General features: G+C 63.7%; 13 protein-coding genes. 8 read left to right on the top strand and 5 right to left on the bottom strand.

What is annotated here, in order from left to right; genetic code table 11:
* Nucleotides 1–53 precede the first annotated feature (53 nt).
* A complete protein-coding gene (locus E1742_RS17295; RefSeq protein WP_134386211.1) occupies nucleotides 54–824 on the bottom strand; it encodes an SDR family NAD(P)-dependent oxidoreductase in 771 nt (256 codons plus the stop codon).
* 465 nt (nucleotides 825–1,289) lie between these two features.
* On the opposite strand from E1742_RS17295, the gene E1742_RS17290 reads away from it, so the two are divergent.
* The gene (locus E1742_RS17290; protein ID WP_134386210.1) at nucleotides 1,290–1,901 is read left to right on the top strand and encodes an NADPH-dependent F420 reductase; all 612 of its coding nucleotides are present in this window, start codon (nucleotides 1,290–1,292) and stop codon (nucleotides 1,899–1,901) included.
* Nucleotides 1,902–2,197: 296 nt separating this feature from the next.
* Nucleotides 2,198–3,166, top strand: coding sequence for a helix-turn-helix domain-containing protein (locus E1742_RS17285; RefSeq protein WP_134386209.1), 969 nt, complete (start codon nucleotides 2,198–2,200; stop codon nucleotides 3,164–3,166).
* Here the strand turns inward: E1742_RS17285 and E1742_RS17280 are convergent.
* From E1742_RS17280 to wrbA, 3 genes are all read right to left on the bottom strand, one after another.
* The gene (locus E1742_RS17280) at nucleotides 3,138–3,773 is read right to left on the bottom strand and encodes a response regulator (protein ID WP_134386208.1); all 636 of its coding nucleotides are present in this window, start codon (nucleotides 3,771–3,773) and stop codon (nucleotides 3,138–3,140) included. The genes E1742_RS17285 and E1742_RS17280 overlap by 29 nt on opposite strands.
* Before the next feature lie 53 nt (nucleotides 3,774–3,826).
* Complete coding sequence (locus tag E1742_RS17275) at nucleotides 3,827–6,904, bottom strand: sensor histidine kinase (protein ID WP_134386207.1); 3,078 nt, start codon at nucleotides 6,902–6,904, stop codon at nucleotides 3,827–3,829.
* Between the two features lie 306 nt (nucleotides 6,905–7,210).
* On the bottom strand, nucleotides 7,211–7,816 hold the full coding sequence (gene wrbA, locus E1742_RS17270) for an NAD(P)H:quinone oxidoreductase (RefSeq protein ID WP_134386206.1): 606 nt from the start codon (nucleotides 7,814–7,816) through the stop codon (nucleotides 7,211–7,213).
* Between the two features lie 152 nt (nucleotides 7,817–7,968).
* On the opposite strand from wrbA, the gene E1742_RS17265 reads away from it, so the two are divergent.
* From E1742_RS17265 to E1742_RS17245, 5 genes are all read left to right on the top strand, one after another.
* Nucleotides 7,969–8,988 carry a helix-turn-helix transcriptional regulator gene (locus E1742_RS17265; protein WP_229466054.1) on the top strand — a complete coding sequence of 340 codons (1,020 nt, stop codon included), beginning with the start codon at nucleotides 7,969–7,971 and terminating at the stop codon, nucleotides 8,986–8,988.
* A gap of 116 nt (nucleotides 8,989–9,104) precedes the next feature.
* On the top strand, nucleotides 9,105–9,551 hold the full coding sequence (locus tag E1742_RS17260; RefSeq protein ID WP_134386205.1) for an ester cyclase: 447 nt from the start codon (nucleotides 9,105–9,107) through the stop codon (nucleotides 9,549–9,551).
* 20 nt (nucleotides 9,552–9,571) lie between these two features.
* Nucleotides 9,572–10,342, top strand: a complete 771-nt coding sequence (locus E1742_RS17255) for an SDR family oxidoreductase (RefSeq protein WP_134386204.1) — start codon at nucleotides 9,572–9,574, stop codon at nucleotides 10,340–10,342.
* A 131-nt stretch (nucleotides 10,343–10,473) separates the two neighbouring features.
* The gene (locus E1742_RS17250) at nucleotides 10,474–11,124 is read left to right on the top strand and encodes a nuclear transport factor 2 family protein (protein ID WP_229466052.1); all 651 of its coding nucleotides are present in this window, start codon (nucleotides 10,474–10,476) and stop codon (nucleotides 11,122–11,124) included.
* A gap of 397 nt (nucleotides 11,125–11,521) precedes the next feature.
* The gene (locus E1742_RS17245; protein WP_134386203.1) at nucleotides 11,522–12,277 is read left to right on the top strand and encodes an SDR family NAD(P)-dependent oxidoreductase; all 756 of its coding nucleotides are present in this window, start codon (nucleotides 11,522–11,524) and stop codon (nucleotides 12,275–12,277) included.
* A 194-nt stretch (nucleotides 12,278–12,471) separates the two neighbouring features.
* Here E1742_RS17245 and ssb read toward each other — a convergent pair whose 3' ends face one another.
* Nucleotides 12,472–12,990 (bottom strand): single-stranded DNA-binding protein, encoded by a 519-nt coding sequence (ssb, locus tag E1742_RS17240; protein ID WP_134386202.1) that lies wholly within the window; start codon nucleotides 12,988–12,990, stop codon nucleotides 12,472–12,474.
* A gap of 456 nt (nucleotides 12,991–13,446) precedes the next feature.
* Between ssb and uvrA the strand changes: the two genes are divergently transcribed.
* Nucleotides 13,447–16,314, top strand: coding sequence for an excinuclease ABC subunit UvrA (uvrA, locus tag E1742_RS17235; protein WP_134386201.1), 2,868 nt, complete (start codon nucleotides 13,447–13,449; stop codon nucleotides 16,312–16,314).
* The last annotated feature ends 3 nt before the right edge of the window (nucleotides 16,315–16,317 follow it).

Here is a 16,317-nt window from a genome sequence, read left to right as displayed (position 1 = left end):
GTCCTGCGGGACGTTGCGGGGGCTGTCGGGATTTTGCTGCGGCGCGCGGATTGCTACAGGGCGAAGCCGCCGATGGTCATGCCGCCGTCGACCACCAGCAGCTGGCCGTGCACATAGCTCGACGCACCAGACGACAGCCACAGCGCCGCTTCGGCGATTTCCTCCGGCGCCGCGCCGCGGCCGGCGGGGATGGCCTGTTTCGCCAGCGCCGCGAACGCCGGGTTCTGGGCGCTGTTGGCCACGACCATCGGCGTTTCCGTCCAGCCGGGGGCGATCGCGTTGATGCGCACACCGCGCGCCGCGTTTTCCATCGCCGCGACCCGCGTCAGCCCCTGCACGCCGTGCTTCGAGGCGGCGTAGGCGCTCATCCCGCCGGGCCCCGTGATGGCGGCCACCGAGGCGGTGTTGACGATCGTGCCGCCCTGCCGCAACAGCAGCGGCAGCTCATATTTCATCCCAAGGAAGACGCTGCGCAGATTGACGGCGATAACGCGGTCGAAGTCTTCCGCCGGATAATCCTGCAAGGCGTACGTGCCGCCCGTGATGCCCGCGTTATTGAACGCCGCGTCGAGCCGGCCGGCTTCGTCCCCGATCCGGACCAGCAGCGCGGCGACATCGGCTTCGCGGGCGACGTCGATGGCCGCCGTCCGCACCTTTCCGCCAGCCTCGCGTACCAGGTCCGCGGTTTCCTGCAGGCCTTGCGCATTCAGGTCTGCCGCGTACACGGCCGCCCCCCGCGCGGCGAACAGCCGTGCGGCGGCGCGGCCGATGCCCGATCCGGCACCCGTCACCAGCACCACCTTGCCGTCAAAATCCTTGTTCATGATGTTCTCCTGTGGTTGTCGATCAGCCCATCATAGGCAGCGCGGCCGGGCGGATAAACGCCGCTTCGCGGGCACCGGCATTCCCGCCGCGGCGACAATCGCGCCAGCAGGACAGCCTGCCGCCGTGCACTCGACAGGGGTGATGTCACAGTATCGCGGCCGTGCAACGAGCGGGAATTACCGGATCGTCCTGCCGGCTTGTCGGATCCTGCAATTCAGGGGAGACGAAGGGCGCGCAGTTCAGCGGTGATTCGAGCGGTAGTTCCACCGCCTGCGGGCTGCGGGGCCGTCAGGATGCGACAGCCCGTGCCCGTCGTACGGGATTATCACCTCCCTGGGAATACTGGGTTGCGCTGAGCCGGCTTTATCCACGAAAGCGATCACCCTACACTGGCTTCATCAACGCGGCGCTCATGCTGCGCAAAGCCCGGCACCAGGTGCCTCCACTTTTCCAGGAAAATTCAAATGACCACCACCACGCAAACCGTAGGGATCATCGGCGCCGGCGCAATCGGCCAGGCGATGGCTTCGCAACTCGTCAAGGCCGGCATCGACGTCATCCTCAGCAACAGCCGCGGCCCCGCATCCCTGTCCGCGGTGGTTGACGCACTTGGCCCCCGTGCCCGTGCCGGCACCCGCGATGAAGCGGCAGCGGCCGACATCGTCTTCGTCAGCGTCAACTGGTCCCGCCTGGAGGACGCGCTGGCCGGCATCGACTGGAACGGCCGCATCCTGATCGATGCCAACAACCCCGTTCTGCTGCCCGGCTACCGGCTGGCGGAACTGGGCGGACGCAATTCCAGCCAGGTGCTGGCCGATCTCGTCCCTGGCGCCCGTGTGGTGAAAGCGTTTAACACGCTGCTGGCAAACGTGCTGGCGAGCGACCCGCGCCAGGACGGCGGCCGACGCGTGGTGTTCGTCTCCGGTGACGACCGCGACGCCAAGGACACGGTCGTCGGCCTGATCGACCGCCTTGGTTTTGCCAGCATCGATCTCGGCTCGCTGGCCGTCGGCGGCACGCTGCAGCAATTCCCTGGCGGCCCGCTGCCGGCCCAGAACCTCGTTAAAGTCGGCTGAACCGGCATACAAGGAGAACGACAGGCCCCATCCTGGCGTCGGCACGGCGGCGAAAGCCGTCGTGCCGACGCAATACCGAAGAAGTGCAGGGCCGCGGCGATTTCGCGTGCGCAGTAGGCGCAGGATCGCGCAAGCCGAACGTTGTGTTACGGGCGCCCTGGCGCCCGCACGGATGCGCAAGGTACGATTGCAGTACTACCTCGAAAGAGTGACGCTGCACGCATACGGCCGGGATCGCCATCACGCGCTGCCGGCTGGACAATGGTTGCCTGAAACCGTTTCTGCACCTGTCCCTGATGAACGACTTCGCTGCCATCGACGTACTGTGCCGGCCCAGCGCCGGCGAGCCTGCGGAACGCTCGTTCCAGTTCGGCCCGCACCTCGCTCTTGCACTGGCAACCTGCTCCGGGCGGCCGTCCGGCATTCTGGTTCCTGCGCAACAGGAGCCGTTGCTGCTGTGGATTGCCAGCGGCAGCGCCGTCGCCACGATCGGCGCTGCCGACGGCGCGCGGCGCAGTATGGTGTTGCGACAGGGCGATATTCTCCTCAACCCGGCACCCCAGCCGGTTCAGTTGAGTGCGCTTTCCGACGACGGCGGCCCACCGCTCAAGACGCTGCGCATGCACATCGGCTTGCCGATGCTGAGCTGCGCGGTACAGCAGATCCACCGCAAACCGTTGACAGGCTTTGTGCTCCGCGACGCGGCGGGCCGGCCTGACGACACCGTGAACAACCTGCTTGACCTGCTGCACACCGTGCTGAAGCGACCGGCGAGGCCCTGCGTGTATTTCTTGGAAGGCGTCGCCCAAGCGCTTGTCGCGCACCTGGTGCGCCGCTATGCCGGCAGCGGCCCCGAACCAGCAGTACTGCAGGGTTTGCCGCCTCATAAGCTGGCGCGCAGCCTGCGTGCGATGCGCGAAGCTCTGGACGAACCGTTCAACCTGAAACACCTGGCGACCCAGGCCGGCCTGAGCATCTACCACTTCAGCCGCTGCTTCAAACTGGCGACGGGACTGTCACCGTCGCGCTACTTCATGCAACTGCGTATCGAAGAGGCAAAGCGGCTGTTGTGCGAAACGGCCGAACCTGTGGTGAATGTCGCCCTGGCACTCGGCTATCGTAGCCCCAGCCACTTTGCGCAAGTGTTCCGGGAACAGACCGGTGTCTCGCCCAGTGTGTATCGCACCGGCGCGGCGGTGCGCTCGTACTGGACAACCATGCATGGGGTGCGCGGGTTCAATCCGAGTGACGGTGCAGTTCGATAATGCCGCGTTCGATCGCCAGCGTCACCGCATGCGTGCGATCGTTGGCCTGCAGCTTCGCAAATACGCTCTTGAGGTGTGCTTTCACGGTGTCTTCCGAGATCGCCAGCTGGGCGCCGATGAGACGGTTGCTCTTGCCCCTTGAGACCAGCTCCAGCACCTGCACTTCGCGCTCGGACAAGGCATTCGACGTCAGGTTGCTTGCGATCGCCACTGCAACCGATGGCGTGATGCGCCGCTTGCCCGCGTGCACGGCGCGTATGGCGTCAACGAGCTCGTCGCCTGCCGTGCTTTTCAGCATGAAGGCCGCTGCGCCCGCGTTCAACGCCTTGCTGGCGTGCACGTCGCCCTCGAAGGTCGTCAGTACGATCACACGCGCATTGGGTGCCTCGCTACGGAGCACGGCGGTGGCCTCGACACCGCCCATCGCCGGCATTTGCAGGTCCATCACGACCACGTCGGGCTGCAGGTCACGACAGGCGGCGATGGCCTCCCGTCCTGTCGCCGCCTGCCCGGCGACGAACATGTCGGCAGCGTCCTCGACCAGGCCGGCCACGCCCTGCCGGAACAGCGGATGATCGTCCACGATCAGTACGGATATCGGTTTCATGGTTCTTCTCCTGACATGACTTCGGAGGTCCGGCACCCTGGCTCTGCGGCACTTCACACGGCCGGGTCGGCTGGCAGCGGCGCCTGCGCATCCGTGGCAGCGAGCGGAACGTCGGACTGTCCAGCCGGGGCATGTCGGGAAGCAGCGCCATCATGCACATAGGCGAGATGTGCCGGCAGCAGTATATGCCACGCGCAGCCCTTGCCGGGTTCGCTCTGCAGATCGAGTGTGGCGCCAGTCTGCTGCGCCCGCTCGGCCATTCCGCGAATGCCCCAATGGCCGGCCCGGCCTTCCCGGTAGGCAGCGTCGATGCCGCAACCATCGTCGCGCACGGCCAGCACGAACTGCCGCGTCCCATAAGACAGCTGCACGCCGATGGCGGTTGCATCGGCGTGCACAAAGGCGTTCCGCAGGGCTTCGCGTCCGATCGCCAGGAGTTCATGATAAACAGCCGGGCGCAGCCTGCGGGCAGCGCCGCTGGTGACCAACGTGAAACGCGGTGGATACTGTTCGGCGAGCTGTTCGCCCAGTTCTCGCAGGGCTGTGGCGAGGTCGCCGGCGACTTCGCCGCGCAGGCCGCCGACCTTGTCGCGCCCCTCGACCAGCACGGTATTGGCCATGGCCAGCGCCTTGTCCATCATCGGCCGCGTTGCCGCATCTTCCGGTGTGCGGTTCGCCACGCGCTTGAACGCGAGGATCAGGGCCTGTACCGATTGCAGCAGCGTGTCGTGCAGGTCGCGCGCGATACGCTCGCGTTCCGCCACACGCGCCTCGATCGCCAGTGTTTGCCGCCGCAGCGCGATGCGCAGGCGCAGGCGGTGCGCCGCCCATGCCGCCAGGGCCGCCAGGAAGCCGCACAGCAGCTTGAACCACACGGTCTGGAACACTGTCGGCGGCACCTCGAAACCGATCCTGGCGCCGGTCTCGTTCCATACCCCGTCCTCGTTCGCGGCTACGACGTGGAACGCGTATTTACCGGGCGGCAGCTGCGTGTAGAACGCGGTGCGACGTGTCCCGGCATCCTGCCAGACATGATCCACGCCCTCCAGGATGTAGCGGAAACGAACCCGCTGGGGCAATGCCAGGCTGAGGGCGGTGTAGTCGATCCGTACGCTGTCGGGAGCCGCCGGCAAGCGTACGCCCGACGTTGGCGCGAACCGCTTGCCGTCGGCGGCAATGCCTGTCACATGCACCGGCGGCGCCATGTGGTTGGTCGCGAGCCGCGCCGGGTCGAAGCGGAACACGCCGCTGCCGGTGGAAGCGATCAATTCGCCGGTCGACGTCCGCACCAGCGAAGGTAACGGTAACAGCGGTGGCGCGGAGCCTTTCAGTCCGTCGTTTTCATCGAAATGGCGGTAGCGGGGCCGGTAGCCCCGGTCGGCGCCCATCCGGGCCAGCTCGCTGCCTCCAATGGCGAACAGTCCCCGCGCCGTGTGGACCCACAGGTCGCCAGCGGGCGTGAGCACGATACCGGTCGCGCCTGGGAACTGTTCGCCATCATCGCCATGGATACGGTGCACCCGCGCACCGTCGAAATACGCCAGTCCGCTCTCGCCGCCCAGGTAGGCGCCGCGGCCATGAGGGACGATTTGCAGCACGCTGCCGATATTCACACCGTCGCCAGGGCCATACCGTTCCAGCTTGCCGTCGCGCAGAATGGCCAAGGTATTGGCAACCGCACCGAACCAGACTTGACTGTTGGAACTGGCAACGAAGGTCGTGAAGCCCAGACCTGCAAGGCCGGCGACACCCCCGTATTCGGCCCAGGCGCCCGCATGCCAACGCCACAGACCCGCGCGACCGAATGACACCCATAAACCGTCCTGCTCGTCCATCGCCAGGGCAAAAATGCTGAGAAAGGGTATCTTTTTCAGTGGTGCCGGCACACCAATGCGCGTCCGGATCGCACCTTCTATACGCCACAGCCCATCGCGGGCGCCCGCCCAGAGGACGCCGTGCGGGTCGTGATGGAGCGATGTGATCAGGGAGTTTTCCTTTGCCGGTGGCGCGAACGGCCGGGGCAGGCTGCCACCCTTGGTGAAATACAGGTGATCGACCCAGAAGTCGCCGTGCGCGCCCGTGGCAAGGGGGCGCCCTTCCGAGTAATACGGCGGTAGCGCTACCTCCGTCGCGCGCGGAACCCGGAACTGGTCCAGCCCACCCGTTGTCGCAGCCCATACATTGCCCTCGCGATCCTCGAAGGCGGCGTTACCGTGCTGTCCGCTCAGGCCATGCTGGTGCGTAAAGGTTTCGAGCTTTGGTGTGCCGGCATCCGCTTGCAGTCGGCCAATTCCGCCATATTCCGGCAGCCAGATATTTCCGCGCCGGTCGAAGGTGAATCGCATGAGCTCGACGTTCGACAGCAGGCGTTCCGCCCGGACGTCGCCAAGCTGCGGTGTTATCCGCCGGATGCGCCTTGTCATCATGTCCGATGCCCAGACCGTGCCATCGGGGGCCTGCTGCAGCGATCCCCAGCCCTGCTGGTCCGATACGCGCCTGGCCTGCGGCGCACCTGGCTCAAGCGCGAAAATACCGCCCGGCGCCAGCAGCCACAGGGTCCCGCTGCGGTCTGCCAGCAGGCTCACGAGCCCACCGCGCGGCAAGCCCAGTTGTCGGCCCGCCTCGCTCCAGGTGCGACCATCGCCGTTCAACCGGTGCAGCCCGGTGCCCGTGGCGATCCAGGTGTGGCCTTGCTTGTCGCGAGCGACATCCATGATGACCCCACCGGGCAACCCCTCCCGTTCGGTAAAGGCCTGAAGCGTCTTTCCCCGCAGGAAGTAAAGCTTGCCGAAACGTGGCGCTATCCAGAGTGTACCGTTGCTCAGCGTACCAATGCGCTGGATGGCGCCAGGGAGGTCGACGCCAGCGGGTGGCCGGTAGCGGGAAAACGTGACACCGTCAAAGCGGAACAATCCAATCGAACTGGCAAGCCAGAGCCAGCCATCGGGCGTCTGTGCGATTGCGTAGATATTCGGTGGCGCGCCATCCTTGACCAGCCAGCGGGAATGTACGAGTGGGATCACCGTACGCGGCTGGACGGCCGGCTCAGCCACCGGGGCGGCACGCAGCAATCCGGCGGACATGAAGGGCACACAGAGGATGAGGAAGCGACAGGCATTACGCAACGACACTTGACACCTATTGATAACGCATAAGTGTCCATGATACAAAACTTCGCACCGGTCCTCCCGGAAGGGGGACCGACGATGCCGCTACAGCCGGAACAGGCCGATCGTCATGCACCGTTGGCACCGTCGACTACCCATGCCAGCAGATCGACGCTGGTGCCGGTAACCGGGGGACCGCGCCGGCGATTTTCTCTCTGGCCAAGCCTCCATCTTCTGCGCGCCCCAGTGCTGCGGCACTGTTGATTGCAGCCAGCAGGCGAGGCCTGCCGACAACATCGTGCCACGGTCGGGGTAACGAATGGCGCTCGGTCAGCCCGGCGTGAACAGCTTTGCGGCGGTTTTCGCTACCAGGCTGCCTTGGTGCCGCGCCCCCGCCAGGTCGATCTCGCTCGGCTGGCGCTGCCCCTGGCCGCCGGCGATCGTGGATGCGCCGTAGGGACTGCCGCCCACGATTTCATCCACCGTCATCTGCCCCTGGTGGCTGTATGGCAGACCGACGATTGTCATGCCGAAATGCAGAAGATTCGTAATGATCGAAAACAGGGTCTGCTCCTGGCCGCCATGCTGGGTCGCGGTCGACGTAAATGCCGCGCCGACCTTGCCGTTCAGCGCACCGCGCGCCCACAGGCCGCCCGTCTGGTCGAGGAACGCCGCCATTTGCGACGGCATGCGGCCATAGCGGGTGGGGGCGCCGATCACAATGGCGTCGTAGTGTTCCAGCTCCGCTACCTTGGCGACAGGCGCCTGCTGGTCCAGCTTGAAGTGGGCGGACACGGCGATCTCATTGGGCACCGTTTCGGGTACGCGGCGAATGTCGACGTTCGCCCCTTCCGCGCGGGCGCCTTCCGCGACGGCTTGCGCCATCTGTTCGATATGGCCATACGACGAGTAATACAGGACGAGGACTTTCGGCATTGCGATCTCCAGACGAGGAATATTAAAAAGCGACCGGCGGCCTTCAGGGCGCCGAGTCATATGCAGTATTTACCCGGTAGCGCTTCGCTGGGAATGCCCAATTGCGGCTATGCATTGCCGGATCGTGCAATTCGGTCAGGCCCAGGGATCGAATGGCCCCTCAAAAGAGGGGCGACGCACAGGAAACCGCAAGCGTTCGACAGCGCCAGCAATATGCCGACATGGCCGGCACCGTTCCCGGGCAACACTGGCTGAAACCACCGGGAGAAACCATGCATGCGAACCTTGACCGCCAGGCCGCCGAGTTGCTCGAATCGCTCTCTCCGGCAGGAGGCATGGCCGAATGCGCGATGGAAGGGATCCGCTTCCTGCGCGGCGTCGACCTGGCAGATTTTCCGGCGCGCGGCCCCGTCATGATTATCGGCCGGCTGCACGCGACCGAGGCGGCATACGCCCCGCTGCGATGCCTGGTGCTGCCCTCCGCTCTCAGCGTGGTTCCGCCAGGCTGCGCGGTGGTGTCGGCGATCCAGATCGATATCGACCTGAAGGTAGCTGCAGAACTGCTGGTGCTGGCCGGTGCCGATTTGCCGGTGCCTGCGGCGCATCATTGCGACCAGCTTCCAGTCTGTCTCGGCGCGGAGCAGTGCGAAACATTGCTTCGCCTGCTGGCGGCGCTGCGGATCCCGGTCGACGCGAAGGTGCTCGGTCCCGGCTTGGTTCGCGAACTGCTGTACCGCGTACTGGTCGGGCCGCAGGGCGGGGCCGTGCATGTCGCGCTTGCGCAGCATCGACATGTATGCCGTATCGGCAAGGCGCTGCGAAAGATTCATGCCCATTACGACATGCCCGTCAACGTGCCCATGCTGGCTGGCGAAGCGGGGATGAGCATCACTGCGTTTCATAGCCATTTCAAGGCACTCACGATGACTACGCCGATGCAGTACCTGAAATCGACGCGGCTGCGACACGCCAAGCTGATGATGGCCCGCGATGGTGTCAGCGCGGCTTACGCGTCGCGTATGGTCGGCTACGAGAGTTGCTCACAGTTCAGCCGCGAATTCAAACGGTTCTTTGGTCGCAGCCCGGGCCGTGAAGCGTTGGCGCTGAAGGCAATGCTGACGCCGGTTCGACAACAGCCTTCGCCCATTATCCTCGAATCGGGAACAGTGTAGCTTCAAAGCGCGGATTTATCACCGATTCCGATGCGCCTACACTGACCTCGTCAGCGCAACAATGCGCTTCAACGACTGCAGGCCTCATCGCCGCGTCTTCACCCAGGGAGCATCACATGAACACCAACACCGATATCGGCACCATCGCCAAGGCGGTCGTCCGCCGCAATACCGAGCAAGTCCAGGGCGGCGGGAACTTCGCGCTGTTCGACGAACTGTTCGCCGACGACTTCATCGACCACACCCCGCAACCGGGCGGCACGCCGGACAAGGCCGGCGCCCGCGCGCTGTACGGCGCCCTGCGCACCGCGTTCCCCGACTTCCACGCCGTGATCCACTGGCAGGCCGTCGAAGGCGACCGGGTGACGACATACAAGACCTATCACGGCACGCACGAAGGTGCTGTCTTCGGCCTGGCCCCAACGGGCCGCAAGATCAGCTTCGACACGGTGGACGTGATGCGCGTGCGCGACGGCCGCATCGTCGAGCACTGGGGCGTGGCGCACCTGTACTCGCTGTTGCAACAACTGGGCGCCCTGCCCGCACTGCTTCCCGCAGCCTGAATCCCGCCAAGGAAAACACCATGAGCAATCTGTTGAAAGACAAAGTCGTCATCGTTACCGGCGCCGCCAGCGGCATCGGCCGCGCCATCGCCATCTCGGCTGCACAGCACGGCGCGAAAGCAGTCCTGGTTTCCGATATCGCCGAGCTTCCTCGCGAAGGCGGCACGCCCACCACCCATGAAATCGAGGCGCTCGGCGTCGCGACGCGCTTCGTGCGGGCCGACGTCAGCCGGAAAGCGGACGTCGACGCCCTCATCGACGCTGCCGCGCCATTCGGCGGCGTGGACGTCATGGTCGCCAACGCCGGCATCACGGCCCGCGACGACGGTGCCGACGTCAGCGAAGAAAGCTACCGCCGCCTGATGGCGGTCAATCTGGACGGCACGCTGTTCTCGGCCCAGGCGGCGGCGCGCCAGATGAAGGCCAACGGTAAAGAAGGCAGCATCGTGCTGATGGCCAGCATGGGCGGCATCGTCGGCGCCGGCATGACGGTCGCCTACTCGACCAGCAAGGGCGGCGTCGTCCTGATGGCCAAAGCGCTGGCCGATGCGCTGGGCCCGGACGGCATCCGCGTCAACGCGGTAGCGCCAGGCACGATCGACACCCACCTGCTGCGCACCGCCGCCGGCATCGCCGATGCCGCCGAAGGCTTCCGCCAGCGCACCCCGCTGCGCCGGCTCGGCAAGCCTTCCGAGATCGGGGATGCGGTGGTTTGGCTGGGATCGGATATGTCCAGTTATGTGACGGGGATTGCACTACTCGTCGATGGTGGCTTGCTTGCCGTAATTTGATTGGATACGCCGACCTCGGGACAATTGCGCCGTGCCGGTTTCTGCACTGCAGTTCTCCCGAGGAAGGATCCAGGTCCATTGCCCGGCCTTGATCGACACCCTGCCTGACTCAACAATATACAAAGGTTAAAATGGACGAGCACATTACACTCCCCTTCCCTGCACCACAATGCCGACTTGACCGAAGAACCCCGATAGCATCGGTTGCGCTGCCCGGCGCAATTGCACTAATGGTAGTCTCCGCGGCCTCGGCACATGGCACGGCCGAGGCGGCGAAACAGCACGCCGCAGCCATCGAAAATGGCAACGCAATCGTCGTCGTGAAGGAGTTTCTCGAGAATACCGCCCCCGATAAGGTCGAGGCCGCCGCCCGCCGGCTGGTCGCGGAAGATGCCGTCTATATCTCGCTCAATTTCGATAATCCTGAACTAAAGGAGATCGAGCCATGGACGGGAACTGCCAGAGGTCCGCAGGCTTTCAGCAGCACCTTTGCCCGCGTAGCAAAATACTGGACAATCGAAGACTTTACGGTGACGGATATGTTCGGGTCAGGCGAGCATGTTGCCGCGTTCGGATCGTTCACTTATCGCTCCGTCGCCGTCGGTACGTCGTTCCGTTCCCCATTTTCAATTCATGCAAAGGTAAAGGACGGCAAAATCACGTACTTCCAGTTCATGGAAGACACCTACGCTTCGGCATCTTCGTTCCGGCAGAGCGGCAGCTGGACCGTGAAAACAGATCCGGCTGCGCCTGCCTATGAAGTTGGCAAAGCAAAACGGTAGCGCAGGCGCAGAAGGCATCGCTCCGGCATTGAGCATTTTCATTCGCCATTTGCAGATCACCACGTATTGAACGGTAAAGGAGCAGCATCCCGGCGATTTCGCGAGGGCAGATAATCATGCAGCCGTAACGGGAGCCGGGAGGCCTCATTCGGCGCAATGCTTCGTTTCGCGCCACCGCGCAGCGATTGCCAACGTATCCTGCGCTTTTTCCATTCCTGGCAATAGCAGGTCCCCAGACCGACGTGTACTCTGCAGGCAGCAAAACGCCGACAGTGGTCGCAAATCGTAGAGGGACGGCATGCCCCAGCAACGTCAGAATCCATATCGCCAGCCTTCGTTCGGATCTTCAGCTGGGCAAGCTGGCGTATGGCCAAACTGTCTATGGAAAGGAATTGAAATGAACACTGTTATCGCTAACGAGGTCCAGGGAAAATCCGTGATCGTCACCGGCGCGGCCAGCGGCATCGGCCGCGCCATCGCCGAACTCTTCCATGCTCGTGGTGCAAAGGTCATTGCCGAGGATATCGACCCGGCGGTGCACGAACTGGCACGCGAAGGACTTATTCCTGTCGTGGCCGATATCACGATGGACGACGCTGCGGAGCAGGTGGTTGCCCTTGCGCTGGAGCGCTTTGGAAAACTCGACGTCCTGGTAAATAACGCCGGTCGCATCGTCTACAAGAATATCGTTGATATGACTCGGCAGGATTGGAACTGGCAAATGGAGACAAATGTTACCGGAGCATTCTTGCATTCACGCGAAGCGATGAAGGCGATGATGAAACAGAACTCGGGAGCCATCGTCAATATCGCATCCTATGCGTCCTATTTTGCTTTCGAAGGTATTGCAGCGTACACAGCATCCAAAGGCGCATTGGCTCAACTTACTCGCACTCAGGCACTCGAAGCGATCCCTCATGGCATCCGGGTGAATGCAGTCGGGGTAGGCGATGTCGTGACCAATTTGCTGAATCATTTCCGCAAAGATGGCCGCGAATTCCTCGCCGAGCATGGTAAGGCTGCGCCCATCGGACGGGCGGCAGCACCGGAAGAAATTGCCGAGATCGTTGCGTTCCTGGCATCCGACCGTGCAAGCTTCATCGTTGGCTCGATCGTGATGGCTGATGGTGGGATGAGCGTGCAGATCGGCTGAACAAGCAGGGGGGCGCGGCGCTCCTCTTCCCTGCGTACAGCGATGGCCGCACAACACCCCGCTATCGGCACTTGTTGTCAATTCGAGCAACGGGCTGCCCGATCATCCTGCCTGTCATCGAACGCTGCAAACGAAAAAACGCCATGCAAGTCTGGGACCTGCATGGCGTCGCTTACGAAACCTACTGACCAGGATCAGAACGGAATATCGTCATCCATATCCGAGAAGTTCGGCGCCGGCTTCGGTGCCGGGCGTGGTGCCGGGGCCGACTGCTGCGGACGTGGCGCCGGACGGCTAGGAGGTGCGTCGTAGCCGCCACCGCCCATGCCCATCTCGTCGCCGCCACCCATGCCCATGCCGCCTTCGCCGCCCATGCCCTGGCGGCCGCCCAGCATCTGCATTTCCTGCGCGATAATGTCGGTTGCGTACTTCTCAACGCCGTCCTTGTCGGTGTACTTGCGCGTCTGCAGGCGGCCTTCGACGTAGACGGACGAGCCCTTCTTGAGGTACTGGCCGACGATCTCGGCCAGGCGGCCGAAGAACGAGATGCGGTGCCATTCCGTCACTTCCTTCTGCTCGCCCGTGTTCTTGTCCTTGCTGCGGAACGACGTGGCAACGGCAATATTGGCGATGGCATCGCCGCTCGGCATGTAGCGGATCTCCGGGTCGCGGCCCAGGTTGCCGACGATGATGACTTTATTGACAGATGCCATGTGAAACTCCTGCGTGAAATTTTGCTAAAGAACGATTATATGACAGGGCGACAGGGGCTTGATGTGCGCCGGAGCGCTTTTTTTCCGCAAGCCGACCGGGTGCCCGAGCAAGCACTTGTGAATACTGGTATTATATACAGTGTTCGGTTGCGTTTGGGCTGATCCGCATCAAAGATGGCTGGCATGCGACAAGGCTCTTGAATTTCCGGTGTTCGGCAGCAACTGGGGTGGACATCGCCGCTGCGCTCAGCCTGCACCCAGCTGTATTGCATCATTGCCGGCGCAGCGAGCATCCCCTGCCGGAACACCGGATTCACGTTTCAAGCGTCCCCACAGCAGCATTTTCCGAACGTCGTTATAGTTGCGGGTTGACCGGATTTGCAGCAGCAATGCAGATTCATCCGTTCTGGCCCACCGTCGTCATGGACCATCAAGGCACACTCAAGGCACACATACATGGAAGAAATCCGCATCCGCGGCGCCCGTACGCACAATCTGAAGAACATCAACCTCGATCTGCCCCGTAACAAGCTGATCGTCATCACCGGCCTGTCCGGCTCGGGCAAGTCGTCGCTCGCGTTCGACACGCTGTATGCCGAAGGCCAGCGCCGCTATGTCGAGTCGCTGTCAGCCTATGCGCGCCAGTTCCTGCAGCTGATGGAGAAGCCGGACGTCGACCTGATCGAAGGCCTGTCGCCCGCTATCTCGATCGAGCAGAAGGCCACGTCGCACAATCCCCGTTCGACCGTCGGTACGGTCACGGAGATCCACGACTACCTGCGTCTGCTGTATGCCCGCGTGGGCACGCCGTACTGCATCAACCACCCCGACCACGCGCTGTCGGCGCAATCGGTGTCGCAGATGGTCGATGCCGTGCTGGCCATGCCGGAAGGGACGAAGCTGATGATCATGGCGCCGGTCGTGGCCAACCGCAAGGGCGAGCACGTCGACCTGTTTGAAGCCATGCAGGCGCAGGGCTTCGTGCGCTTCCGCGTCCAGAGCGGCACGCATGACGCGAAGATCTATGAAGTCGAAGACCTGCCGAAGCTGAAGAAGACGGAGAAGCACACCATCGACGTCGTCATCGACCGCATCAAGGTCAATGCGGAACTGAAGCAGCGCCTGGCCGAGAGCTTCGAGACCGCGCTGCGCCTGGCCGAAGGCCGCGCGGTGGCGTATGAAATGGATACCGGCGTGGAGCACGTGTTCTCGAACAAGTTCGCTTGTACCTCCTGCGGCTACTCGCTGCAGGAACTCGAGCCGCGCCTGTTCTCTTTCAATAACCCGATGGGCGCGTGCCCCGAATGCGATGGCCTGGGCCATATCGAGTTCTTCGATCCGAAGCGGATCGTCGCGTTCCCGAACCTGTCGCTGGCGTCCGGCGCCGTGAAGGGCTGGGATCGCCGCAACCAGTTTTATTATCAGATGCTGTCCAGCCTCGCGGACCATTACGAGTTCGACCTGGATATGCCGTTTGAAAAGCTGCCGGCCGCGGCGCAGAACGTCGTGCTGCATGGCTCGGGCAAGAATACCGTGCCGTTTACGTACGTGAACGAGCGTGGCCGCACGATCGTCAAGGAGCACACGTTCGAAGGCGTCGTCAACAACCTGTCGCGGCGCTACCGCGAGACGGATTCGATGGCGGTCAAGGAAGAGCTGGCAAAATTCATCAACGAGAAGAAGTGCCCGACGTGTACCGGCGCGCGCCTGCGCGTGGAAGCGCGTCATGTAAAAGTCGGCACCGGCAAGCAGGAGAAGGCGATCTACGAGATCGCCGAGAAGCCGCTGCGCGAAACGCTGTCGTTCTTCGAGCAGCTGAAACTGAAGGGCGCCAAGCGCGACATCGCCGACCGTATCGTCAAGGAGATCGTGTCGCGGCTGACGTTCCTGAATAACGTGGGCCTCGATTACCTGTCGCTGGACCGCTCGGCCGACACGCTGTCCGGCGGCGAAGCGCAGCGTATTCGCCTGGCCTCGCAGATCGGTTCCGGCCTGACGGGCGTGATGTACGTGCTGGACGAGCCGTCGATCGGCCTGCACCAGCGCGACAACGACCGCCTGATTGAAACGCTGAAGCACCTGCGCGACATCGGCAACAGCGTGCTGGTGGTGGAGCACGACGAGGACGCGATCCGCACGGCCGACTACATCGTCGACATGGGCAAAGGCGCGGGCGTGCATGGCGGCGACGTCATCGCGGCCGGCTCGCTGAAGGAGATCCTGAAGAACAAGGAATCGCTGACGGCCCAGTACCTGAACGGCTCGCTGAAGATCGAGGTGCCGAAGAAGCGCCACGCGGCCGATCCGAACCGCCAGCTCGTCATCACGGGCGCGACCGGCAACAACCTGAAGAACCAGACCTTGACGGTGCCCGTCGGCCTGCTGACGTGCGTGACGGGCGTCTCCGGTTCCGGCAAATCGACGCTCGTGAACGACACGCTGTACCCGGCCCTGTCCCGCCACCTGTACGGTTCGCAGATGGAACCGGCGCCGCACGACTCGATCAGCGGCCTGGAACACTTCGACAAGGTGATCGCCGTCGACCAGGCGCCGATCGGCCGTACGCCGCGCTCGAACCCGGCGACGTACACGGGCGTGTTCACGCCGATCCGCGACCTGTTCTCGACGGTGCCGACGGCAAAAGAGCGCGGTTACAGCGCCGGGCGGTTCTCGTTCAACGTGAAGGGCGGCCGCTGCGAAGCGTGCCAGGGCGATGGCGTGCTGAAGGTCGAGATGCACTTCCTGCCGGACGTGTACGTGCCGTGCGACGTCTGCCACGGCAAGCGCTACAACCGCGAAACGCTGGAAGTGCACTACAAGGGCAAGAGCATCACCGATGTGCTGAACATGACGGTCGAGGATGCGCACGAATTCTTCAAGCCCGTGCCGACGATCGCGCGCAAGCTGCACACCTTGCTGGACGTGGGCCTCGGCTACATCAAGCTGGGGCAGAGCGCGACGACCTTGTCCGGCGGCGAGGCGCAGCGCGTCAAGCTGTCGCTGGAGCTGTCCAAGCGCGACACGGGCCGCACGCTGTATATCCTGGATGAGCCGACCACCGGCCTGCACTTCCACGATATCGACCTGCTGCTGAAAGTGATCCACCGCCTGCGCGACCAGGGCAATACGCTCGTCATCATCGAGCACAATCTGGACGTCATCAAGACGGCGGACTGGCTTGTCGACCTGGGTCCGGAAGGCGGCGCCGGCGGCGGCAAGATCATCGCCACCGGGACGCCGGAAGAAGTGGCGGCCAATCCGGACAGCGTCACCGGCAAGTACCTGGTGCCGCTGCTGGCCGCGCCGGCGACGAAGAAGAAGTAATCC

This window comes from Pseudoduganella plicata (assembly GCF_004421005.1).
GTDB classification, from domain to species: Bacteria; Pseudomonadota; Gammaproteobacteria; order Burkholderiales; family Burkholderiaceae_D; genus Rugamonas; species Rugamonas plicata.
This window is presented reverse-complemented; position numbering and strand designations above follow the sequence as displayed.